The organism is Ferrovibrio sp. MS7 (genome assembly GCF_038404985.1).
GTDB classification, from domain to species: Bacteria; Pseudomonadota; Alphaproteobacteria; order Ferrovibrionales; family Ferrovibrionaceae; genus Ferrovibrio; species Ferrovibrio plantarum.
Map to the genome: position 1 here is coordinate 1,056,774 of NZ_JBBKBA010000001.1, position 23,061 is coordinate 1,079,834.

The window sequence follows — 23,061 nt, forward strand, 5'->3', positions numbered from 1 at the left end:
GCGTCGCCTCACTGGCGGCGCAGGCGGTAGCCGATGCCGTGGTCGTTGATCAGGAAACTCGGGTGGCGCGGATCATCCTCGATCTTCGCCCGCAACTGGCGGATCAGCACCCGCAGCGACTGGCGGTGGCTGTCATTGTCCTTGCCCCATAACTCCCGCAGCAGGGCCTCGTTCGGCACCGTGCTTTCATCGGCCTGCACCAGCCGGCGCAGCAGCCGCATCTCCATGCGTGACAGGGCGACATAGCGGCTGCGGTGGCGGAAGCTCTGTTCCACCTGGTCGATCACGATGTCGCCGTAGCATAGCCGTCCGACCTTGAGGCAGGTGCGGCAGCGCTGCAGCAGGCTGTGCAGCCGCGCCAGCAATTCGGTGTCGTCCCAGGGCTCGCTCAGCACATCATGGGCGCCGGCCTTCAGCGCCCGCACCCGCAAGGCCGCGTCACTGCCGCGCACCACCGCCACGATCGGCATGTCGGAATGGCCGCGGATCGCTGCCAGCAGCGCCAGGCCCTCGCTGCTATGCGCATCCGTCGGCAGTTCGATCACCGCTGCGTTGCAGCCAGCATCCACCAGTAGGCCATGGTCGATGGCCTTTGGTTGCACCTGCAGCACAAGGTGATCCGCCCGGGTCAGGAGTGCCTGAAGCCGCTGGAGCTGGGAAGCATCGAAGCCGGCCAGGAGAATTTTCGTCGTCTGGAAAGCCATACCGCAACAAATTGACCGTTTCCGGATTATAGGAAAATCCACGTATGGATCGATAGAGTTTTTCTCGCTCTGATATTGTGAGTTCTATTTTATTATTTACAACATAGTGTAGAGGGCTGGCGATTTTCAGTATCTAAGATTGATTTTGTTAATAAAAAAGACCATTATTTTCAATAATAAGGACATTTTTACTTTAAAAACGAAACACTCCCTCGTTCAATAACTGTAATTAGTCGGGGGATCGGCGATAGATCGCAATCTATTCTTGCCCTCAGGCGGATATATCCAGCGCTTTGATGTTGTTCGGATCAATACCCACTGAGAGGCTGTCCATGAAGCGCCCGACACCCACTTCGCAAGAGCGGCATTTCCAGGAAGACGAACTCATTGTCAGCAAGACCGATCTCAAGGGTCGGCTCACCTATGTGAATGATGTGTTCTGCAGTGTCGGGCTCTATGCCGAGGCGGAGGTGCTGGGCCAGCCGCATTCCATCCTGCGCCACCCGGATATGCCGCGCGCCGTCTTCGCCCTGCTGTGGCAGCGCATCCAGGATGGCCGCGAGGTTTTCGCCTTTGTGAAGAACCTGGCGAAGAATGGCGATTTCTACTGGGTGCTGGCGCATGTAACGCCGAGCTTTACTCTGGCCGGTGAGGTGGATGGCTATCATTCCAACCGGCGCAAGCCGCACCGCGGCGCGCTAGCCGTGATCGAGCCGGTTTACCGCGAGCTGCTGCGCATCGAGGCGGCGAGCCAGGATCGCCGTGTCGGCCTGCGCGACAGTCTGGTCCGGCTTGATGCGCTGCTGGCTGAGAACCGACAGGGCTATGACGAGTTCGTGCTCGGCCTGGCTACCAGATAAACGCGGCTGCCAGATAAAGACAGGCCACCGGAAAAATACGGGCTGCCGGATAAATAAAAACGCCACAGCGGGGGGAGAAAGCATGCTGATCATCGGAAGGGCGGCGCGGCGGCATCGCCGGGCGCTGCAGGCAGTGAATGATGTGTGCGGCCGTGCTGCGCGTGGCGACCTTTCAGCGCGGGTACTGCATATCGCCAGCTATGGCGAACTGGCGCCGGCGCTGATAATGGTGAACCGGATGCTCGATCTCACCGATGCCTTCGTGCGCGAATCCGGTGCGTCGCTGACCCTTGCGTCCCAAGGCCAGTATTTCCGCCCGTTCCTGGAAACCGGTATGCCGGGCAATTTCCGCCGTGGCGCCGAGGTGATCAACCAGGCACGCGAAAGCATGCGCCTGCGTGCGGAAGAAACCGCGCGGCTGGAAAGCGAAATCGTCAGCCTGGTTTCGGCGGCGGCGGCTGGCGATCTAGCCAAGCGGCTGGAGGAGGCTGGCAAGCAGGGCTTCATGCTCAGCTTGGCGCAGGGCATCAACAGCGTGGTGGCGACGACGGCTGGCGCGGTACGCACGCTTGGCCGGGTGATGGGCCACCTGGCGCGCGGCGACCTGCAGGCTGCCGATGCCGGCCTGAATCAGGCTGGAGATAATTACCAGGGTGAATTCGCCACATTGATGCGGGATGCGGGCACCACCATCGGCGTGCTGCGCGATGTCAGCGAGAAACTGACCGGCAGCACCGAGGCGCTGGAAGCGGCGGCCGCCGAACTTTCTGCTGGCGGCCGCGATCTGGCGGCACGCACGGAAAGCCAGGCGGCGACCCTGGAGCAGACTGCCGCCGCGATGTCGGAACTGACCCAGACGGTGAAGCAGAATGCCGACAATGCCCAGATGCTGAACCAGTTGAGCGGTTCGGCACGCGATGCCGCGAATAACGGCACCCGCACCATGCAGGAGGCGGTGACAGCGATGGACCGTATCGAGCATAGCGCGCAGCGCATCGTCGCCATTATCGGTCTGATCGACGAGATCGCGTTCCAGACCAATCTGCTGGCGCTGAATGCTTCCGTGGAAGCCGCGCGGGCAGGCGAGGCGGGCAAGGGCTTTGCCGTTGTGGCGCAGGAAGTGCGGGCGTTAGCGCAGCGCGCCGCCAATGCCTCGAAGGAAATCAAGGGTGTGATCGGCGAGACCGACCAGCAGGTCAAGGCCGGGGTGCGCCATGTGCGCGAGAGCGGCGAGATACTGAGCCAGATCACTGTTGCCTCCGGCCGCGTTGCTTCCATCGTCGACGAGATCGCCCATGCTGGCCGCGAGCAGGCCCAGGGGCTGGAGGAAGTGAATATTGCCGTGAGCAACCTGGACCAGCTTACCCAACGCAACTCCTCCCTGGTGCAGGAAAACACTGCCGCAACCGCCACCCTCACTGAACAGGCCAGCGAACTCGCCCGCATCGCCGCTTTCTTCACCAAGCCGACACGCCGGAATGATGGGATCGCACCAGCATCACCACCATGAATAATCTGCAGGAAAGCCTGCTGGCCTTCATGCCCGAGGCTGTTGTCACCATCGGGCTGGATCAGCGCATCGTCGATTTCAACCGCATGGCGGAGACGGTTTTCGGCTACCGCCGTCAGGAGATCATCGGCCAGCCGCTCGATCTGCTGATTCCGCTATCCGCGCGCACGGCGCATCGCGAGCATGTGGCGCGTTTCGCCAAATCTCATATCACTGCCTACATGATGCATGGCCGTCGTGAAGTGACCGGTATGCGGCGAAATGGCAGCCTGTTTCCAGCCGAAGCCTCGCTGCTCAAGGCCGAGCGCGACGGTGTCGAGGTGATCCTGGCGGTGCTGCGCGATATCACCGAGCGGCGCGACGATCAGGCGCGCATGCTGGCCTCCGAGCGCAAGCACCGCGCCATCATGGAGGGTTGCCCCGATGCCATCCTGATGGTCGACATGGACAATGGCGGCATCCTCGATGCCAATACGGTGGCGGGCGAAATGCTCGGTTGCATGCCGGCGGCGCTGATCGGCAAGCGCGAGCGTGACCTGCATCCGGATGGCAGCAGCGGTCTGGTAGAGCGCTTTGCGGCGGCAGCAGTCAGCGACCGCCCGCTGGTCTACAGCACCAATCTTTGCCATGCCGATGGCAACCTGCTGCCGGTGGAAATCAGCGCGCGGCGGATCGAACTCGACGGCCATGGCGTGCTGGCGGCCTTCTACCGCGACATCCGGCATCACAAGTTGCGTGAGGCCAAGCTGCAGCAGGCGCTGGAAGAGGCTGCCGATTCCGCCCATGCCAAGAGCATGTTCCTGGCCAATATGAGCCACGAATTGCGTACGCCGCTGAACGGCATTATCGGCTTCGCGGAAATGATTGCGCTGGAGATCAATGGCCCGCTCGGCAATCCGAAATACCGCGAATATGGCCGCCTGATTGTCACCAGCGCCGAGCATCTGCTGAGCCTGGTGAACGATATCCTGGATCTATCGGCGCTGGAGGCCGGCAAGCTGCGGCTGCACCGCGAGGAAGTGAGGCTCAAGCCGCTGGTGGAGGAATGCCTGAAGCTGATGCAGCCATTGATTGATGATGATCGCATCGCGATGACGCTTTGCGTGGCGCCGGACTTGTCGTTTGCCGCAGACCGCCGCGCTTTGCGCCAGATGCTGCTCAACCTGCTGGCCAATGCGGTGAAATACACCCCTGAAGGCGGCAGCATCACCATCGAGGCCGCGCAGGTGGAGAGTGGCCTGCGCATCGATGTCAGCGATTCCGGTCCCGGTATCGCCGCCAATATGCTGCAGCAGGTGTTGCAGCCATTCGGCATTATCAACAATGCCTATACCCGCAGCCATGGTGGCGCCGGGCTCGGCCTCTCGATCACCAAGAAACTGGCCGAACTGCATGGCGGTCGCCTGGCTTTGGAACGTATCGATCCGGTGCGCGGCGGCACGCGGGCTTCGCTGTGGTTTCCCCAGCCGCAGGGTTTGCAGCCGCCCCCGGCTTGAACTGGGGCCTGGGCTGACGCCATACTCGCGGCAAAAGCGGGAGGCGACGGATGACCAGCGGCATGCATGAATTCCTGGCCCAGGATCGCGTGATCTGGGGCCAGGCGGCGGATCGGGCTGTGGTCGAGGAGGCGGATCGGCGCAATGCCCGGCGCGTCTTCATTGTCACCAGCAAGACGCTGAACCGCACCACCGATGCGGTGGAGAAAATCCGCCGCGCGCTCGGCGCGCGCCATGTCGGCACCTTCGATGAATGCCGCGAGCATACGCCGCGCCCCAGCGTGATCGCCTGTGCCGATGCCATGCGCGCCGCTGATCCGGATCTGGTGCTCACTTTCGGCGGCGGCACGGCGATTGATACCGTCAAGGTGGCGCTGATCGCCCTGGCGCATGGCCTCACGGCGCCGGAACAGCTCGACGATTACCATCTCCGCACCAATCCCGATGGCAGCCGCCATGTGCCGGTGGTGAAGCCGCCGCCGTTCCGCCAGATCGTGCTCTCCACCACGCTGTCGGCCGCCGAATTCTCCAATTTCGGCGGTTGCACTGATCCGGTGCGGCAGATCAAGCATGGCTATACCGGGCGCGAAATCGGCGCCGCCAGTGTCATCCTCGATCCGGCGGTGACGGTGCATACGCCGCAATGGCTGTGGCTCTCCACCGCGATCCGCGCCATCGATCATTCAGTCGAAGGCATCTGCTCAATTCAGCCGTCGCCACTGATCGAGGCAACCTCGCTGCAGGCTTTGCGGCTATTCGCCCGCGCCCTGCCGGCCAGCCTGCGCGATCCCGGCGACATGCAGGCTCGGCTGGAATGCTTGCAGGCGGCGTGGCTTTCCGGCATCGGCATCCTGCGCGTGCCCTATGGCGCCAGCCATGGCATCGGCCACAGCCTGGGCGCCGTCACCGGCATGAGCCATGGCCACACCTCCTGCATCATGCTGCCGCATGTGATGCGCCATAACCGCGACGTGACTGCGCCGCAGCAGGCGCGCATCGCCGAGGTGCTGGGACGCCGCGATGGCGATGCGGCGCAGGCCGTGGCGGACATGATCGCCACGCTGGGGCAGCCGACGCGGCTGCGCGACCTGAACGTGGAGAAAAGCCAGTTCGCCAAGATCGCCGAAGGCGCGATGGAGAATCTCTGGGTGCGCACCAACCCGAAGCCGATCAAGGGCCCGGAAGATCTCGTGGCTTTGCTCGAGGCGGCGTGGTGAGGGGCTACTTGATCAGTGCCGAGTAATACGCCCGCAGAGCTAGGAAACGCTGCCAGAAGCTGTCCACACGGCGGCCTTCGGCGGTCATCACCAGCGTATCGAGATGGGTGTGCCAGCCGGGGCCGACATTGCGCATCAGGTCGGTTGTCAGGCGGCGATGGGTCAGCACCAGCAGCACCTTGCCGCCGGGCTGTTCGCTCAGCTCGAAGGTCACTTCCGAAACCGGCTGGCCGCCCTCGCTGCCATCTTCACCCCAGGTGAAGGCCAAGAGGCGCGGCGGCTCAAGCGCCGTGATGCGGCCAAGCAGGGCGGCGCCGTCGCAGCCGCAATATTCCGTCGGTGTCGGATCGGCTTCGGCGCTCAACTGGTCATTCCAGAATTCCAGCGCCACCTTGCCGCCAAGCCGCAACTCCATCGGGCCGCCGGCCAGCCATTTGGCGCGCAGGTCCGGCTCTGTGATGTAGCGCCACACGCGTGCGACAGGGCCGGGCAGCAGGCGGGTGAAACGCACGGCGCCGGATTCCAGCACCTCGCCATAGTCATGGCTGTCGAGCAGCGGCGCGGTCTGGTTCATGGCGTATCGTCCTTCTCCAATTCAGCGGCCAGCGCATCGAGTTTCGGTCCCCAGAAGCGCCGCACCTGCGCCAGCCACTGATCCATGGCGGCGAAGCCGGCAGGATTGAGCGCATAGATGCGGCGCTGCGCATCCACCTGCTGCGTCACCAGTCCGGCCTGGCGCAGCACTTTCAGATGCTGCGACACGGCCGGCGCGGACAGCGCGAAACGCTCGGCTATCGACCCCGCCGGCAACGGGCCGGGGCCGAGCAATTCGATGATCTGCCGCCGTGTGGGATCGGATAAAGCCGCGAAAGTCTCCATGGCGGCTTTATTTCATATTTCACTTAATTAAGTCAAGTGTGAAATTATCCACGTCGTAAAGCGATCCAGGTGGCGAGGCCGGCGGTGCTGGCGGTCAGCAGGCTGCCCCATGCCATGTCCACCAGGGTCACCATCACGGGCCAGCCGACCAGCGTTGCCTGGTTGGTGAGATCGTAGGTGCCATAGGCAACCAGGCCGAAGCCGGCGCCATAAAATACCGCCTGCTGCGCGGAAGCGGCGGCAAGCGCCGGGCGCAGCACGAACCAGGCAACGCCGATGGCATAGAGCAGGTAGAAGCCGATGGCGGCCCATAGCACCGGCATGTCATTCAGCCGTTCGCCGAGCAGCGGGCGATAGAAGGCGGGGGCGGCGAGGCTGAGCCAGATGGCATCAGCCACCGCCATGAGCAGCAGCAGGATCAGGGTGGCGGTGAGGAGCAGGCGGCGGCTGGAGAATGCAGTCATGCCGGCATTTAGAAGCCGGCATGACGGTACCGCAAGGACTCAAATTCGCGTGACCTCAGTGATCCAACCGCATCATGCCGCCATGCTCACTTCGGCTGAGGGACAATGCGCAGATAGGGCTTCGGCGATTGCCAGCCGGCGGGATACTTCTCTTTCGCTTCCTCGTTGCTCACCGAGCCAGCGATGATCACATCCTCTCCCTGCTTCCAGTTCGCTGGTGTTGCCACCTTATGTTTGGCGGTGAGCTGCAGGCTGTCCACCAGGCGCAGGATCTCATCGAAATTGCGCCCTGAGGTCATCGGATAGGCAAGCTGCGCCTTGATCGCCTTGTCCGGGCCGACGATGTAGACCGTGCGCACGGTAAGATTATCCGCTGCCGTGCGGCCCTGCGATGATGAACCAGCTTCCTCGGGCAGCATGTCGTAGAGCTTGGCGATGGCGAGGTCGCTGTCGCCGATCAGCGGATACTCGGGCAGGTAACCGGTGACATCCTTAATATCGCCGATCCAGCGCTGGTGATCGCTCACCGGATCGACGCTCAGGCCCAGCACCTTCACATTGCGCTTGTCGAATTCCGGTTTGAGCTTCGCCACGGCGCCCAGTTCCGTAGTGCAGACCGGGGTGAAATCCTTTGGGTGCGAGAACAGAATCGCCCAGCCCTCGCCGACATAATCGTGAAACTTGATCGGGCCGACCGTGGTATCAGCCTCGAAATCTGGTGCCTTGCTGCCGATGCGCAAACCCATGACTGCCTCCTTCACTGCAATGGAAGCCGCCATGCTAGACCCGGAATCAGGGCCCGCTGACTGAAAAAGCTTGATTGTTGCGCAAAATTTATTTGTCGCTAGAAGCAAAGAGGCCCGGCTTGATGGGCCGGGCCTCTGCAACCGTTTTATACGGCTTACTTCTTCTTGGTGTTGGCGAAGTAGCTGGTCATCAGGTTCTTGTAGTCCGGGATATGGTCGGCCAGCAGCTTGGCCAGGCCTTCGATATCGTTGCGCCAGTCGCGGTGCAGTTCACAAGCAACGCCGAACCAGTTCATCAACTGCGCGCCGGCCTGGCTCATGCGGTCCCACGCCGCCTGCTGCGCGATCTCGTTGAAGGTGCCGGAGGCATCGGCAACCACGAAGACCTCGAAGTCTTCTTCGAGCGCCGAGAGCGCCGGGAAGGCAACGCAGACCTCGGTGACAACGCCGGCGATGATGAGCTGCTTCTTGCCGGTGGCTTTCACCGCCTTGACGAAATCCTCATTGTCCCAGGCGTTGATGTTGCCGGGGCGGGCGATATAGGGCGCATCCGGGAACATTTCCTTCAGTTCCGGCATCAGCGGGCCGTTCGGGCCATCCTCGAAGCTGGTGGTCAGGATGGTCGGCAGGTTGAAGAACTTGGCCAGGTCGGCCAGCGCCATCACGTTGTTGCGGAACTTGTCCGGGTCGATGTCGCGGACCAGGGAGAGCAGGCCGGCCTGGTGATCGACCAGCAGCACGGCGGCGTTGTTCTTGTCGAGGCGGTTATACTTCTTGCCCATGTCAGTCAGTCCTTTTCGTCTCAGATTGCGTTTCGTCTCAGGTTCGTCTTTGGCGGTGTTGTCCGCCGGTGAAAGAACCCTACGCAAAGACGGGCCGGAGCATTAGCCGGGTTGTCCCGGACTCATTGTACGGTCAAGCCGAACAATGAGAATCGGCAGAACAATCATTTTCTGGGCTTTTTCGCCGCCTTGGCCGCCGGCCGCGCCCAAGGCGGGGTGCCGGCGAAGCTTGTCGCCAGATGATCAATCATGGCGCGCAGCTTGCGCGGCATGTGGCGGCTGGGCGGATAGACCGCATAGATCGCATCCGGCAGCGGCTTGATCTGCGGCAGCAATTCGATCAGCGCGCCGCTCTCGATGGCACGCGCCAGGATGAAGCGCGGCAGTACGATGATGCCGAGACCGGCAATCGCCATGTCGCGCATCGCCTCGCCGTTATTCACCACCAGGCGGCTGCTGGTTTCCACCACGCGGGGCTCACCGCCGGGTTTCTCCGGCTCGAAGCGCCATAGCCGGCTGGCATGGGCATTGGCATAGTCGATGCTGGCATGGCCGGCGAGGTCGCTCAAACTTTTCGGCAGGCCGTTCTTCTTGGCATAGGCCGGGCTGCAGCAGACCACGCGGTCGCTGTCACACAGCTTGCGTGCCATCAGCGCGGAATCGCCCAGGCGCCCGATACGCAGGGCGAGGTCATAGCCGCCGCCGATGATGTCGATGGTGCGATCATCAAAATCCAGCGCGATCTCAAGCTGCGGATGCTGCAGCGCGAATTGCGTGATCACCGGGGTGAGGTATTCCATGCCGAAGCTGATCGGCGCAGTCATGCGCAGGCGGCCAAGCAGCGGGCCATCGGCATGGGCGGCATCATCCATGGCTTGGGCGATGCCATCGGCCAGCGGCGCCAGCGATTCATAGAGTTCGCGGCCGCGCTCGGTCGGTGCCACCTGGCGCGTGGTCCGGCGCAGCAATTCGACCTGCAGACTGTTCTCCAGGTTGCGCACGCGGTCGCTGACCACGGATTTCGCCACGCGCAAACGGGTCGCGGCGGCCGTGAAGCTGCCCGCCTTCACCACTTCAAGAAACGCCAGTATGTCGTCGTAGCGCTGCGTCATGATGGCATGGTCGCAGTGAAGCGCGCAAAAGAAAAGCCCTGGCTGGAACAGCCAGGGCTTCACCAGTCGGATGTTTCGCGTCAGATGCCGCCCGGCAAAGGCGCCGCCGGATTGACCAGACCGGCCTGGCGCAGCGCGCGCCAGAAATCCGCCGGGATGGTTTCGTTCAACGCGGCGCGGTCCTCGGCGATGCGGCCGGGCTGGCTGGCGCCGGGGATCACGGCGGCCACCGCTGGATTGGCCAGCGCGAATTGCAGCCCCGCCGCCTTCATGCTGATGCCATGGCGGTCGGCAATCGCCTTGATGCCGGCGACCTTGGCGAGGACGGCCGGCGTCGCCGGGGCGTATTCGAAATTCGGCCCGCCGACCAGGGCGCCGGAGCTATACGGCCCGCCGACGACAATGCCCAATCCCCGTGCCACCACCTGCGGCATCACCCGCTGCAAGGCGCGGTCATGGTCCAGCAGGGTGTAGCGGCCGGCGAGCAGGAAGCCATCGGGCCGGTTGCTCTCCAGGCCGAGCAGCAGCTCGATCGGTTCGACGCGGTTGACGCCAAGGCCCCAGGCCTTGATCACGCCTTCATCGCGCAGGCGGTCGAGGGTCTTGAACGCACCTTTGCGCGCGCCCTCGAACACCCCGAGCCATTCATCGCCGTAGAAATCCTGCGCCACGTCATGCACCCAGACGATCTCGATATGATCGGTCTTGAGGCGCTTCAGGCTGTCCTCGATGGAGCGGAGCGTGCCATCCGCCGAATAGTCGTTCACCACCTTGTTCGGGCGGCCATGCTTGAATACATCGCCCTTCTCGCCATTGTCGCGGGCGTTCACATCCTCCACTTCATCCAGGATGACGCGGCCGACCTTGGTGCTGATCACGTATTCGCTGCGCTTCTTGTCGGCCAGCGCATCGCCCATGCGGATTTCCGCCAGGCCGGCGCCGTAGAACGGCGCGTTGTCGAAGTAGCGGATGCCATCATTCCAGGCGGCTTCCACCGTGGCGCGCGCTTCCGCTTCGGGGATGGCGCGAAACATGTTGCCGAGCGGCGCGGTGCCGAAGCCCAGCTTGCCGGGGAGTATATCCTTGAGTGCCATTGTACTGATCCTTTCGGTGCGATTTGAGTTGGTTCAGGCCGCCACGGCGGGCGGCGCGAAGTTGGGCAGCGGGTTCGGCGTGATCAGGCCTTTCTGTACGGCGGGCCGTGCCAGGGTGCGGTCGAACCAGCGTTTCAGTTTCGGATAGCCGTCGATCGGGAAATGCATCTGCACCGCGGTCCAGATCCAGCCCATGAAGGCGATATCCACGATGGAGTACTCGTCGCCTAGGAACCACGGCTTGTCGTCCGGCAGCAGTGTCTCGATCACGCCGGTCAGGCGCTCGGCCTCGTTGCGGTAGCGCGTGATGGCATAAGGCACGTGTTCCGGCGCGAACAGGGTGAACCAGGCGCGCTGGCCGAACATCGGGCCGACGCCTGAGGCCTGGAAGAACAGCAGCTCCAGGGCGCGCTGGCGCAGTTTGCGATCACGTGGCAGCAGTTTGCCGGTCTTTTCGGCGAGATAGAGCAGGATGGCGTTGGACTCCGAGATGGTGAGGCCGGTTTCGTGATCCACGATCACCGGCACCTTGCCGTTGGGATTGAGGGCGAGAAATTCTGGCGACTGGCCGGCGCCCTTCCAGATTTCCACCACCTCGATCTGGTGCGGCAGGCCCAGTTCGAACAGGGCAATCGAAACTTTGTGCGGGTTGGGGGCGCCATAGGCGTAGAAGGTGATCATGGTTTTTCTCCTGGTGCGGGGCTGGGGGTTCAAGCGGCGAGGGTTTCAAAGACCTGGCGGCGCGACAGCAGGTGCAGCACTTGCTCAGCCACCGCGGCGGAAGATTGCGGGTTCTGCCCGGTGACCAGGCGGCCATCGCGGATCACGTTGGGCATCCAGTCGGCCTTGGCATGGTGGATGGCGCCAAGCTGCTTCAACCGTGTCTCGAGCAGGAAGGGCACCTTCTCCGTGCCATCCACCGCGCGCTCCTCGGCATCGGTGAAGGCGGCGACATGGCGGCCGGCGATGAACGGCGTGCCATCGGCACGGCGCATGCCGGCGAACACGGCCGGTGCATGGCAGACAGCGGCGATGACGCGGCCGCTGGCCTCGAAGCGGAACAGCAGGTCGTGCAGCTTCTTGTCGTAGGGCAGGTCGAACACGGTGCCGTGGCCGCCCGGCAGGTAGACGGCATCGAACGCGCTGTCATCCAGGGTGTCGAAGGCGGGGGTATCGGCCAAGCGGTCCAGCGCACGCTTCCACAGCAGCGCCTGCTCCGGCGCCGGCTTGCTCTTGGGATCCACCGGCACGCGGCCACCCGCCATGGAGGTGACCGTCACTTCATGGCCGGCCTGAGTGAGGGCCAGGTAGGGCACGGCATGCTCCTCGGCCCACAGGCCGGTCGCCTCGCCGTTCAGCATGCGGTCATGGCTGGTGAGGATGAACAGGATCTTGGACATGGCGGGCTCCTTGGGCTGGCCGTGCGGTACGGCGTTTCGGATGGCCAGAGGATGCTGCCAGAATTGAAATTCATCCAATTTATTGATTGAATTCCAGATATTCACATAACAATATAACTGGATGCGGTATGATCTGAACCTGCTGCCGGTTTTCCTAGCGCTGATGGAGGAGCGCAGCGTCACCCGCGCCGCCGAGCGGCTGGGCATCACGCAGCCGGCTTTGTCCAATGCACTGACCCGGCTGCGCACCATGCTGCGCGATCCGCTGTTCATCCGCGAACGCTATGGCATGCAGCCGACGCAGAAGGCCACTGAACTGGCGCCGGTACTTGCGGCGGCGCTGGCGACGCTTGATGAGGTGGTACTCGGCCAGCAGGATTTCGATCCGGCCAAAGCGAAGCTGCAATTCACCCTGGCGCCAAACAGCTATGTCGAATTCGTGCTGGTGCCGGCCATCGTGGCGCGCTTACGCGATGTTGCGCCGGGCATCAGCCTGCGCCTCACGCCCTATGGCACGGATCTGGCCGATACCGGCGTGATTTCAGGCGGCACGGCCCTGGTGCTGGGCCGCATTGTCGATCCGCCGGATAACCTGGTGGTGCAGCATCTGATGCAGGAAAGCCTGGCCTGCGTCGTGCGCGCCAATCACCCGCAGGTTGGCGACCGCATCACCAAGAAGCAGTTCGAGCAACTCAAGCATGTCAACATGCTGCCGCCGGGCCGGCTGCGCGTCGGCCTGTTCCAGGCGCTGGAACGCCAGGGCCTGCGCCGCGAGGTCGCGGTGTCGGTGACGCATTTCCTCGCCATCCCCGAGATGGTCGCGGTGACGGATTACTGCGCCACGCTGCCGCGCCTGATCTGCCGCCGCCTCAGCAACGATACGCGCCTCAAGGTGCTCGACGCCCCGGTCGATCTCGGCACCTTCCCGGTCGAGATGGCCTGGCATGTGCGCTACCGCCACGATCCCGCGCATCGCTGGCTGCGTGGCTTGATCGGTGACGTGGTGAAGGACGTAGCTGGCGCGGCGCATTGACGGCGCGCAAAAGAAAAGGCCCGGTGTTGCCACCGGGCCTTTCCGTATGCTCCTGAGCGGAGCGGCGGGACTTAGAAGTCCATGCCGCCCATGCCGCCCATGCCACCGCCCATGCCGCCCGGGGCGCCGCCGCCGGCCGACTTCGGCTCCGGCTTGTCGGCGACCATGGCTTCGGTGGTGATCAGCAGGCCGGCCACCGAGGCGGCGCCCTGCAGGGCGACGCGCACGACCTTGGCCGGGTCGATGACGCCGGCCTTCACCAGGTCGGTATACTCTTCAGTCTGGGCGTTGAAGCCCCAGTTGGTGTCCTTCGACTCGAGCAGCTTGCCCGCCACCACGGCGCCGTCGACGCCGGCATTCTCGGCGATCTGGCGAACCGGGGCCTGCAGGGCGCGGCGGATGATTTCCACGCCATGCTTCTGGTCGGAGTTCTCCACCTTCACCTTCTCGATGGCGCGGGTGGCATAGAGCAGGGCGGTACCGCCGCCCGGCACGATGCCTTCCTCGACCGCGGCGCGGGTGGCATGGAGCGCGTCGTCAACGCGGTCCTTGCGCTCCTTCACTTCGATCTCGGTGGCGCCGCCGACCTTGATGACGGCCACGCCGCCGGCCAGCTTGGCCAGACGCTCCTGCAGCTTCTCGCGGTCGTAGTCCGAGGAGGTCTCCTCGATCTGCGCCTTGATCTGGCTGCAACGCGCCTCGATGTCCTTCTTCTTGCCGGCGCCGCCGACAATGGTGGAGTTCTCCTTGTCGATGGTCACCTTCTTGGCGGTGCCCAGCATGGCAAGGGTCACGGTCTCCAGCTTGATGCCGAGGTCTTCCGAGATCAGCTGACCGCCGGTCAGGATCGCGATGTCTTCCAGCATGGCCTTGCGGCGGTCGCCGAAGCCCGGCGCCTTGACGGCGGAAACCTTGAGGCCGCCGCGCAGCTTGTTCACCACCAGGGTGGCCAGCGCTTCGCCTTCCACGTCTTCCGCGATGATCAGCAGCGGACGGCCGGTCTGCACCACGGCCTCGAGGACCGGGAGCATGGCCTGCAGGCCCGACAGCTTCTTCTCATGCAGCAGGATGTAGGGGTTTTCCAGCTCGCAGAGCATCTTCTCGGCGTTGGTGATGAAGTACGGCGACAGGTAGCCGCGATCGAACTGCATACCCTCGACGACGTCGAGCTCGGTCTCCAGGCTCTTGGCTTCCTCGACGGTGATGACACCCTCGTTGCCGACCTTCTCCATCGCCTTGGCGATCATGTTGCCGATTTCGGCATCGCCGTTGGCCGAGATGGTGCCGACCTGGGCGACTTCCTTGGCGCCGGCGATCTTCTTGGCGCGGGACTTCACGTCCTCGACCACCTTCTCGACCGCGAGGTCGATGCCGCGCTTCAGGTCCATCGGGTTCATGCCGGCGGCAACGGCCTTGGCGCCTTCGCGCACAATGGCCTGGGCCAGCACGGTGGCGGTGGTGGTGCCGTCGCCGGCCTGGTCATTGGCCTTGGAAGCGACTTCGCGCACCATCTGCGCGCCCATATTCTCGAACTTGTCGGACAGCTCGATTTCCTTGGCGACGGTGACACCGTCCTTGGTGATGCGCGGGGCGCCGAACGACTTGTCGAGCACCACGTTGCGGCCCTTCGGGCCCAGCGTCACCTTCACAGCGTTGGCGAGGATATCCACGCCGCGCAGCATCTTGTCGCGGGCGTCGGAGCCGAAGCGAACGTCTTTAGCAGCCATAATCGTATCTCCTACCTATTCAGGTGTTGAGCTTAAGCGGCCTTGGCCGACTTCTTGGCGGTGCCTTCGATGACACCCATGATGTCGGATTCCTTCATGATCAGGAGATCCTCACCATCGATCTTGACTTCGGTGCCCGACCACTTGCCGAACAGCACGCGGTCGCCGGCCTTCACGTCCAGGGCCTGGACTTTGCCGGACTCATCGCGGGCGCCCGGGCCGACGGCGACGACGTCGCCCTGCATCGGCTTTTCCTTGGCGGTGTCCGGGATGATGATGCCGCCAGCGGTACGCTCTTCCTCGGCGACGCGCTTCACCACCACACGGTCATGCAACGGACGAAACTTCATGCGATCCTCCTCTGTGATATCGCTTGGGCCAGCGGCCCAGGGTGAAAATTCTCTGGCTGACCTTCCGGGCCTCACCTTAAGTTATTGAAAAATAACATGATGGGCCGGATTGTTAGCACTCCCCCCAGGAGAGCGCCAACTACCTAGGGATTCCCTGCGGCGCTGTCAAGGCGGGTCGGTGAGATTCCGCTAATACGGCCCGGCCTTATCAAAAACTGACAGGACGCCGCAGGGGGCGCTGTATAGATAGTCAGGCTGTACGCAACTGCCTGCAGCCCATGATTTCGATCCGTTCCTATATGGTGATGATGGTCGGCGCCCTTGTGGCGCTGGTTGCATTGCTGCGGTTTTATGGTGCCTATTCCGAGTATAAGGTCGCCATTGCGGAGCGGGGCCAGACCCTGGCCTTTGCCGCCGAAAGTGCCGCCCTGCGCGTCGAGAGCTTCATTTCCGATACCGAGATCGCGCTGAGTGCGGTGGCCGACAACGAAGCCGTGGCGGCCCTCGATCCAACCCGCTGCCGCGACGTCTTCGACAATTCCCTGCGCTTCGCGACCCAGTTCAACAATATGGTGACCGTGGACCGCCGCGGCCGGGTAATTTGCAGCGCCGCCCCGATCCCGGTCGGCGAGTCCCGTCATGTCAATCCGCATTTCTATCTGTCGCGGCTGCTGGACCACTCGGCCTTCACGGTTGGTGGACTCAATCCGCAGGGCGCGGTGACGGGCGCCCCCCACATTTCGCTCGCCTATCCTATCGGGCCAGCCTATCCGGATGACCTTGCCGCCGCCCTGGGGCTTGTCGCGGGGGCCATATCCTTCAGCCTTGATCCGCATCGGCTGCCGTTGCTGCTGCCGGCGCTGCCGGAGGCAGTGGCCTATGCCGTGGGGCCGGATCGCATCGTGGTATTGGCCAGCCCCGACGCGCAGGAGGCGATTGGCACGGCGCTCTCGCCCGGCCTCGATTTTGAGCCCGCCGCGCGTGTCAGCTCCTGGCACGAGGATATCGACGACCCCGATCATCAGCCCTACATCATTGCCCAGTCCCATCAACTGATTAATGCGGGCTGGACCATCCTGGTGGTGCAGCGCCGCGACGCTGCCCTGGCGCAGGCCAGGACGGCGCTGCTACACCATGTGGTGATTGATGCTCTGGTCATGCTGGCGCTACTTGGGATCGTGGGCACGTTCAGCCGCAAACTATATGATCCAATGGCTGCCCTGGCCCGCATCATGGATCGTATTCGCGATGGCGCCACCGTCTCCCAGGTACAGGTCGAGGGGCCGCGCGAGGTTCAGCAGATTGCCACCGCCACCAATCGCATGCTTGCCGCCCTGGGCCAGCGGCAGGAGGAACTGCGCCAAAGCCAGGAGCGTCTGACCCTGGCCTTTGTTGGCAACCAGGATGGTATCTGGGATTGGCATATACCCAGCGGCTGCGTCATCTACAGCGACCGCCTTGTCGCCATGCTCGGTTATGCCATCGGGGAATTATCGCCACAGATTTCCGTGTGGCGGGAATTGGTGCACCCTGATGATCGCGATGCGGCACTGGCCAATCTGCGCCGGCATGTTTCGGGCGATGCGGCCACCTATGAAAGCGAATATCGCCGGCTAATGAAGGATGGGCGCTATAAGTGGGTGCTTGATCGCGGCGCCGTGGTTGAACGCGATGCCACAGGCTTTCCGATCCGTGCCGTTGGCACCTGTTCTGATATCGACGCGCGCAAGCTGGCGGAAGAGCGCCTGGTTCAGGCCGGCGTCGTGTTCGAGAAATCGCCGCAGGCGATCATGGTCACCGATGTCGATAACATCATCCGCCACGTCAACCCGGCTTTTGAGCGCCTCACCGGTTATCATGCCGAGGAGGTAATCGGGCATCGGCCAGCGCTGCTCTCATCCGGGCGCCAGAACCGTGAATTCTATGTTGATATGTGGGCAGCCATTGATCGCGATGGCGAATGGGGCGGCGAAGTCTGGAACCGGCGCAAGGATGGCAGCATCTACTGCGAATGGTTGTCCGTGTCGCAGATGCGGCAAGGCGAGGCACTCACCGGCTATATCGGCATGTTTGTCGATATCACGGATCGCAAGAATGCCGAGGCGCAGATCCGCTGGCAGGCGGATTACGACCCGCTGACGCGATTGCCCAATCGCCGCCTTGTGCTGGATCGTATCGATCGCGCTGCCCGGCAAGCTCTGCGCGATGACAGCGATGGCGGTGCCGTGCTGCTGCTCGACCTTGATCACTTCAAGGAGGTGAACGATACGCTCGGCCACCTGGCCGGCGATGCGTTGCTGCTGGAAGTGGCCCACCGGCTGCAGGTCGCGCTGCGTGATACCGATACGGTCGCCCGGCTGGGCGGCGATGAATTCGTCATCCTGCTGCCGAATCTGACGCCCGAAGCGGTGCCGGAGGTGATCGACAAGCTGAACCGGCAACTGGCGGCGCCGTTTGTGCTGGAAGGCCGGGAGCTTCAGATTTCGTCCAGTATCGGCGTTACCTTCTTTCCCGCTGACGCGGCGGATCCAACTGACTTGCTGCGTATGGCCGATACCGCGATGTATGCTGCGAAGAAAGCCGAACGAGGCACTTGGCGCTTCTTCGACACCTCGATGCAGACCAATGCCGAGCATCGCCTCGCACTGCTGGCGGATTTGCGCCGCGCCATGGCGCAAAATGAATTTGAACTCTTCTACCAGCCGATCATGAAATTGCAGGATACCGGCGTCGGCAAGGCGGAGGCGCTGCTGCGTTGGCGCCATCCGCAACGCGGCCTGGTTGTGCCAGGTGATTTCATTTCGCTGCTGGAAGAAAGCGGCCTGATCCATGAGGTTGGCTTCTGGGTGATCCAGAAGGCCTTGCAGCATCGCGCCGAGTTGCTGCGGGCCGGCATTGATATCGAAATCGCCGTGAATGTTTCCACCAAGCAGTTCGAGCGAGATGACTTCGTGCCGCGGGTGGTGCGTTTGCTTGCACAGTACGAGATGGCGTTGCCAATCACGCTGGAAGTTACCGAAAGCATGGCGTTGAGTGATGCTCGGGAGGCCTGCGCCAAGCTCGAGCAACTGGTCCGTGCCGGCGCCAGCATCGCGCTCGATGATTTTGGCACCGGCTATTCCTCATTGAGTTATCTGACGGCACTGCCGGTGGCGACCCTGAAGATCGACCGCAGCTTTCTGGTGGGGGCGGAAACCGATCCGGCGGTGGCTCGTCTGGTGCGGGCGATCATCGATCTGGGCCATGACCTGGGTTTGAGCGTAGTGGCCGAGGGTATCGAAACCCAGGCCCAGGCCGATGCCCTGCGCGCCATGCACTGCGACCTGGGCCAGGGGTTCATGTTCGGCAAGCCGCTGGCCTTCTCCGACTTTATCCAGCGCTATGCTTCCTGCCCGGAACCGGCGTAAATTGCCGGCATGACCACGCTCGACGACCTGCCGACTCCCAGCCTGATCCTCGACCTCGCCCGCCTGGAACGGAATGTCCGGCGGATGCGCCAGCGCGCCGCCCAGCTCGGGGTGGGGTTGCGGCCACATCTCAAGACCGCCAAGTCGGCCCGCGTCGCCAGATTGGCGCATGACGGCCAAGCCGGGCCGGTCACGGTTTCGACGCTGGCCGAGGCGGCCTATTTCGCCCGCGCCGGCTTCACCGACATCCTGTATGCCGTCGGCATCGTGCCGGCCAAGCTGGAACAGGCGGCAGGCATCATCAAGGCCGGCTGCGACCTCAAGCTGATCACCGATGACGTGGACGCGGCAGCCGCCGTGGCGGAACGCGGCCGGGCGCTTGGTGTTACTTTTCGCGTGCTGATCAAGATCGATACCGGATTGGGCCGCGCCGGCATCGCGCCGGACTCGGACCTGCTGCGGCCGCTGGCCGAGGCGCTGAGTCAGCCGGGCGCGGAACTTGCCGGCGTGCTGACCCATGCCGGGCATTCCTACCATGCCAAGGGCGAGGTCGAGATCGCGGCGATTGCCGAGGCCGAGCGCGCCGGCGTGGTGCGTGCCGCCGAGCGGCTGCGCGGCTTCGGTTATGCCTGCCCGATTGTATCGGTCGGCTCGACGCCCACCGCCCTGTTCGCCGAGAAACTCGATGGCGTCACCGAGATGCGGCCAGGCAATTACGTGTTCTTCGATCTGTTTCAGGCGGGACTTGGCACCTGCGCCATGACCGATATCGCGGTGTCGGTGCTGGCTTCCGTCACCGGGCGGCATCGGGTCCGCAACCACCTGCTGATCGATGCCGGTGGCCTGGCGCTGTCGAAGGATGTCGGCGCCAACGAGCATCGCCCGCATACTGGCTATGGCCTGGTCTGCCTGCCCGGCGGCGCAATGCCGCTGCCCGGCCTGGCGGTGACGGATGTGCATCAGGAACATGGCCTGATCGGTCCCGCCGATCCGGGGTTGAATCAGGCCAATCTGCCGTTTGAGCGTTTCCCGGTTGGCAGCCGGCTGCGGGTGCTGCCGAATCATTCCTGCATGACCGCGGCGATGTATGATCGCTATTACGTCGTTTCCGGCCAGCCGGGCGACAATGGCGCCATCATCGCCGAATGGGATCGCGTTAACGGCTGGTGAGGCAGCAGTGGAAGACGCTTTCCGCGCCAGCATCGGTCATCAGGGCCTGCACCGGCTCTATGATTACTGGTACGAATTGAAGGCCCGCAAGCTTGAGCCGCCGCAGCGCTCGAGCTTCGATCCGCTGCGCATCGGGCCGTTCCTGTCTTCGCTGATCATCAACGAGGTGCTGCATGGCGAGGCCGCCGATGGCGGCGCGCGGTTCCGCATCCGGCTTGAAGGCGATGATGTGGTGCGGGCGCGCGGCTATTCCGCCAAGGGGCATTATCTCGACGAGCCGGGCGTGCTGCTGCTCAATCCAGATGCCACGATCAGCGAATACCGCCAGGTGGTTTCAAGCGGCGAGCCGTCCTACAGCGCCGGGCGGTTCCAGCATGCGCAGCAGCGTTATGGCCGCATGTACCGCCTGGTGCTGCCTTTTGCCGGCAAGGAGCATCCCGGCCGGGTGGATTTCCTGTTCGTCGATTTCCGCTTCGAAATTTAATTCAGGCTTTTCAGATTTAAGTTTTTCTGGGCGTGCCCAACGCATAGGTCATGGTCGCCTGCGCCACCGGTGCGTCATTGCCTAAGCTGTGGAACAGCACATCGCCGAAGGCCAGGCTGCGGCCCAGCCGCACCACGCGGGCATCGCAGAGCAGGTCGGTATCGATGGCGGCACGGAAGAAGCTGGTATTCTGGCTCACCGCCGCCATGTCGGAAAAGCCGTTCTGGGCGGTCGAGACGGCAAAGGCCATGGCGGTATCGGCCACCGCCATGATCGCCTGGCTGCATAGCGCGCCGCCGATGCGCTGCAGGCGCGGGTTATTCGGCAGCCGCAGCCGCACATGGCCTTTTTCCAGGCTCTCGAAGCGCAGGCCCAGCTCATTGATCCAGGCCGGGAAATTCTGCGTCAGGATGGCGTCGGCCTCGGCCTTGGTCAGCATGCTCATGTCGCACCTCTTCGTGCATCGACTATAGCGGATATCGGCGCTAAAAGGGGGCCATGACAGAAACCAATTCCCGCCGCGTCGCCGCTGCCCTGCTGCAGGCGGTGCTGGAACGCCGCCGCGCCCTTGATGAGGCCATGGCCGATCCGTCGCTCGGCTTTGCCAAACTGCCCGACCGCGACCGCGGTTTCGTGCGCCGCCTGGTGGCCGGCACCCTGCGCCGCCTGGGCCAGGTGGATGCTTTGCTCAAAGGCTTCGTCGATCGGACGCCGAAGGGCCTGCCGCTGCATGCCATGCGGCTGGGCCTCTGCGACCTGCTGTTCCTGGGCACTCCGCCGCATGCGGCGGTCTCGGCGACGGTGGAGATATTGCCGCAGGGGGCGAAGTCGCGCGGCCTGGTCAATGCCGTGCTGCGCCGCGCCGGCCGCGAGGGTGCCGCGCTGATTGCATTGCAGGACGAAGCGATGCTCAACACGCCGGGTTGGCTGCGGCGGCGCTGGGAAGCGGCTTACGGCAAGGATGTGGCGCGCGACATCATGCGGGCGCATCTGGCCGAAGCAGCGCTCGATATCACCGTGAAAAGTGATGCCGCCGCCTGGGCGGCGCCGCTCAACGCCGTGGTGTTGCCGAACGGCAGCCTGCGGCGGCTGGAAGGCGGCGCCGTAGATGGCCTGCCGGGCTTCAATGATGAGGCTGGCGCGCAATGGTGGGTGCAGGATGCCGCCGCCGCCCTGCCGGCGAAGCTGTTTGGCGACCTGAATGGCAAACTGGTGGCTGATCTCTGCGCCGCGCCCGGCGGCAAGACGGCGCAGTTGCTGAGCCAAGGCGCCGAGGTCTATGCCATCGACCGCTCCGAGCCGCGTCTGCAGCGGCTGAAGCGCAACCTGACGCGGCTTGGCCTCAAGGCCCGCGTGCGCACCGCCGATGCCGCCGAGTGGCGGCCGGAGGAAGGCTTGCTCGATGGCGTGCTGCTGGATGCGCCCTGCTCGGCCACCGGCACTATCCGCCGCCATCCCGAGCTGCCCTATATCAAGCAGGAAAGCGATATTGCCAAGCTCGCCGAGTTGCAGCGCCGCCTGCTCGAGCATGCGGTGAGCCTGCTCAAGCCCGGCGGCCTGCTGGTCTATGGCACCTGCTCGCTCGAGCCGGAGGAAGGCGAGGCGCAGCGCGACTGGCTGCTGGCCCATGCCGAACTCGAGCCGCTGCCGATCACGCCCGGCGAACTCGGCGTGCCGGCGGCGATGATCGATGCCAAGGGCGGCTTGCGCAGCCTGCCCTGCCATTGGCCGGAGCATGGTGGCATCGACGGCTTCTTCGCCGCGCGGTTCAGGAAGAAAAGCTAAACCGCGAAGCTTTCCTCGACGCCGCCATTCAGCGCGAAGCAGGCGACGTTGAGCGGCCCGCCGAAACCGGCGCCACCATCGAGGCAGGCAGTGAAGGCGCCGAGATGTGGCCCTTCGCCCTGCGGATTGGCGCCAGCGATGACGCGGCGGAATCCAGCATAGGGTTCGCTCATGCCCTTGAAGGCCGGTGAGCCCCACCAGAGATGATCGCCCTGGGATTCCAGCGGCTGCTGCGGATCGATGCCGGCATGCACGAACAGCAATTCGCCGCCTTGCGTGAAGGCGGCGCGACGCTGTGCGGCAAACAATTCGTCATGGCCGGGATATTTGCGGATCGTGGCGCGCAGCGCGTTGGTCCAGCGGCTGACGCTACGCGCGCCCTCGCGCAGGATGCCGGGCACCTTGTCGGGATCCTCGCCATAGGCGCGCAAGGTGGCTTCCAGGCCGTGCCGGCGCATCCAGTCGAACACCGCACCGGGGCCGGCGGCGAACTGGATCTGCAGCAGCTTGCGCCACATCTCCTCCTGCGCGCCTTTCAGGTAGACGATATCTTCCGGCATGGCGCCGGGCAGGCAGAGGAAGTCGCGGCGAAACAGCACCAGCTCGTCCAGCGTCGCAATCGCCGCCTCGCCATAGCCGATCATGTTGCCAAGATAGACCAGGCGGTCGCCGGGCAGCAGGCGCATCGCCAGTTCCTGATGTGCTTCGCGCAGGCGCTGCACATCGGCGCGCAAGGCCGCGATGGCCCAGACGCGCCGGGCACCACGCAGAACGGCGAAGGCCTCCGCGCCGGCCGGAGTGACTGGGCCAGGGCTGCGGGGCCTCGGATCGTTCACGGCGC

At 63.9% G+C, this 23,061-nt stretch carries 23 protein-coding genes; 9 read left to right on the top strand and 14 right to left on the bottom strand.

The genetic code is table 11. From position 1 onward, the window contains the following. Window positions 1-8: 8 nt before the first annotated feature. A complete protein-coding gene (locus V6B08_RS05090) occupies window positions 9-611 on the bottom strand; it encodes a response regulator transcription factor (RefSeq protein WP_341978643.1) in 603 nt (200 codons plus the stop codon). A 425-nt stretch (window positions 612-1,036) separates the two neighbouring features. On the opposite strand from V6B08_RS05090, the gene V6B08_RS05095 reads away from it, so the two are divergent. The 4 genes from V6B08_RS05095 (at window position 1,037) to V6B08_RS05110 (ending at window position 5,787) form a co-directional block, all read left to right on the top strand. Further along, complete coding sequence (locus V6B08_RS05095) at window positions 1,037-1,564, top strand: PAS domain-containing protein (protein WP_341978644.1); 528 nt, start codon at window positions 1,037-1,039, stop codon at window positions 1,562-1,564. An 82-nt stretch (window positions 1,565-1,646) separates the two neighbouring features. After that, window positions 1,647-3,074, top strand: coding sequence for a methyl-accepting chemotaxis protein (locus tag V6B08_RS05100; RefSeq protein WP_341978645.1), 1,428 nt, complete (start codon window positions 1,647-1,649; stop codon window positions 3,072-3,074). Then, window positions 3,071-4,570, top strand: a complete 1,500-nt coding sequence (locus tag V6B08_RS05105; RefSeq protein WP_341978646.1) for a sensor histidine kinase — start codon at window positions 3,071-3,073, stop codon at window positions 4,568-4,570. Before V6B08_RS05100 ends, V6B08_RS05105 begins: the two co-directional genes overlap by 4 nt. 50 nt (window positions 4,571-4,620) lie before the next feature. Next, the gene (locus tag V6B08_RS05110; protein ID WP_341978647.1) at window positions 4,621-5,787 is read left to right on the top strand and encodes an iron-containing alcohol dehydrogenase; all 1,167 of its coding nucleotides are present in this window, start codon (window positions 4,621-4,623) and stop codon (window positions 5,785-5,787) included. Window positions 5,788-5,791: 4 nt separating this feature from the next. Here V6B08_RS05110 and V6B08_RS05115 read toward each other — a convergent pair whose 3' ends face one another. From V6B08_RS05115 to V6B08_RS05155, 9 genes are all read right to left on the bottom strand, one after another. Beyond that, on the bottom strand, window positions 5,792-6,361 hold the full coding sequence (locus V6B08_RS05115; RefSeq protein ID WP_341978648.1) for an SRPBCC family protein: 570 nt from the start codon (window positions 6,359-6,361) through the stop codon (window positions 5,792-5,794). Then, window positions 6,358-6,666, bottom strand: a complete 309-nt coding sequence (locus tag V6B08_RS05120) for a metalloregulator ArsR/SmtB family transcription factor (protein ID WP_341978649.1) — start codon at window positions 6,664-6,666, stop codon at window positions 6,358-6,360. Before V6B08_RS05120 ends, V6B08_RS05115 begins: the two co-directional genes overlap by 4 nt. A 44-nt stretch (window positions 6,667-6,710) precedes the next feature. Next, window positions 6,711-7,130 carry a DUF2177 family protein gene (locus V6B08_RS05125; RefSeq protein ID WP_341978650.1) on the bottom strand — a complete coding sequence of 140 codons (420 nt, stop codon included), beginning with the start codon at window positions 7,128-7,130 and terminating at the stop codon, window positions 6,711-6,713. Between the two features lie 86 nt (window positions 7,131-7,216). Next, a complete protein-coding gene (locus tag V6B08_RS05130; protein ID WP_341978651.1) occupies window positions 7,217-7,876 on the bottom strand; it encodes a peroxiredoxin in 660 nt (219 codons plus the stop codon). Window positions 7,877-8,031: 155 nt separating this feature from the next. Then, on the bottom strand, window positions 8,032-8,658 hold the full coding sequence (gene ycaC / locus V6B08_RS05135; RefSeq protein WP_341978652.1) for an isochorismate family cysteine hydrolase YcaC: 627 nt from the start codon (window positions 8,656-8,658) through the stop codon (window positions 8,032-8,034). 164 nt (window positions 8,659-8,822) lie between these two features. Beyond that, on the bottom strand, window positions 8,823-9,770 hold the full coding sequence (locus tag V6B08_RS05140; protein ID WP_341978653.1) for a LysR family transcriptional regulator: 948 nt from the start codon (window positions 9,768-9,770) through the stop codon (window positions 8,823-8,825). Between the two features lie 80 nt (window positions 9,771-9,850). Next, window positions 9,851-10,864 carry an aldo/keto reductase gene (locus V6B08_RS05145; RefSeq protein WP_341978654.1) on the bottom strand — a complete coding sequence of 338 codons (1,014 nt, stop codon included), beginning with the start codon at window positions 10,862-10,864 and terminating at the stop codon, window positions 9,851-9,853. A 33-nt stretch (window positions 10,865-10,897) separates the two neighbouring features. After that, window positions 10,898-11,545, bottom strand: coding sequence for a glutathione S-transferase family protein (locus V6B08_RS05150; protein ID WP_341978655.1), 648 nt, complete (start codon window positions 11,543-11,545; stop codon window positions 10,898-10,900). Window positions 11,546-11,574: 29 nt separating this feature from the next. Next, the gene (locus V6B08_RS05155) at window positions 11,575-12,264 is read right to left on the bottom strand and encodes a type 1 glutamine amidotransferase domain-containing protein (protein ID WP_341978656.1); all 690 of its coding nucleotides are present in this window, start codon (window positions 12,262-12,264) and stop codon (window positions 11,575-11,577) included. Window positions 12,265-12,385: 121 nt separating this feature from the next. Between V6B08_RS05155 and V6B08_RS05160 the strand changes: the two genes are divergently transcribed. Then, on the top strand, window positions 12,386-13,297 hold the full coding sequence (locus tag V6B08_RS05160; protein WP_341978657.1) for a LysR family transcriptional regulator: 912 nt from the start codon (window positions 12,386-12,388) through the stop codon (window positions 13,295-13,297). A gap of 71 nt (window positions 13,298-13,368) precedes the next feature. Here the strand turns inward: V6B08_RS05160 and groL are convergent, their stop codons facing one another. Both groL and groES read right to left on the bottom strand, forming a co-directional pair. Continuing rightward, a complete protein-coding gene (gene groL / locus V6B08_RS05165) occupies window positions 13,369-15,024 on the bottom strand; it encodes a chaperonin GroEL (protein WP_341978658.1) in 1,656 nt (551 codons plus the stop codon). Between the two features lie 32 nt (window positions 15,025-15,056). After that, window positions 15,057-15,374, bottom strand: coding sequence for a co-chaperone GroES (groES, locus tag V6B08_RS05170; RefSeq protein ID WP_341978659.1), 318 nt, complete (start codon window positions 15,372-15,374; stop codon window positions 15,057-15,059). A gap of 278 nt (window positions 15,375-15,652) precedes the next feature. On the opposite strand from groES, the gene V6B08_RS05175 reads away from it, so the two are divergent. From V6B08_RS05175 to V6B08_RS05185, 3 genes are read left to right on the top strand one after another with little or no spacing between them, the layout of a single operon-like run. After that, on the top strand, window positions 15,653-18,781 hold the full coding sequence (locus V6B08_RS05175; RefSeq protein WP_341978660.1) for an EAL domain-containing protein: 3,129 nt from the start codon (window positions 15,653-15,655) through the stop codon (window positions 18,779-18,781). Window positions 18,782-18,790: 9 nt separating this feature from the next. Then, window positions 18,791-19,951 carry an alanine racemase gene (locus V6B08_RS05180; RefSeq protein ID WP_341978661.1) on the top strand — a complete coding sequence of 387 codons (1,161 nt, stop codon included), beginning with the start codon at window positions 18,791-18,793 and terminating at the stop codon, window positions 19,949-19,951. A 7-nt stretch (window positions 19,952-19,958) separates the two neighbouring features. Then, window positions 19,959-20,435, top strand: coding sequence for a PAS domain-containing protein (locus V6B08_RS05185; protein ID WP_341978662.1), 477 nt, complete (start codon window positions 19,959-19,961; stop codon window positions 20,433-20,435). A 16-nt stretch (window positions 20,436-20,451) separates the two neighbouring features. On the opposite strand, the gene V6B08_RS05190 is transcribed toward V6B08_RS05185, so the two are convergent. After that, a complete protein-coding gene (locus V6B08_RS05190; protein WP_341978663.1) occupies window positions 20,452-20,880 on the bottom strand; it encodes a PaaI family thioesterase in 429 nt (142 codons plus the stop codon). A gap of 53 nt (window positions 20,881-20,933) precedes the next feature. On the opposite strand from V6B08_RS05190, the gene V6B08_RS05195 reads away from it, so the two are divergent. Further along, on the top strand, window positions 20,934-22,220 hold the full coding sequence (locus V6B08_RS05195) for an RsmB/NOP family class I SAM-dependent RNA methyltransferase (RefSeq protein ID WP_341978664.1): 1,287 nt from the start codon (window positions 20,934-20,936) through the stop codon (window positions 22,218-22,220). On the opposite strand, the gene V6B08_RS05200 is transcribed toward V6B08_RS05195, so the two are convergent. Further along, window positions 22,217-23,056, bottom strand: coding sequence for a hypothetical protein (locus V6B08_RS05200; protein ID WP_341978665.1), 840 nt, complete (start codon window positions 23,054-23,056; stop codon window positions 22,217-22,219). The two genes, V6B08_RS05195 and V6B08_RS05200, sit on opposite strands and share 4 nt — an antisense overlap. Window positions 23,057-23,061 lie beyond the last annotated feature (5 nt).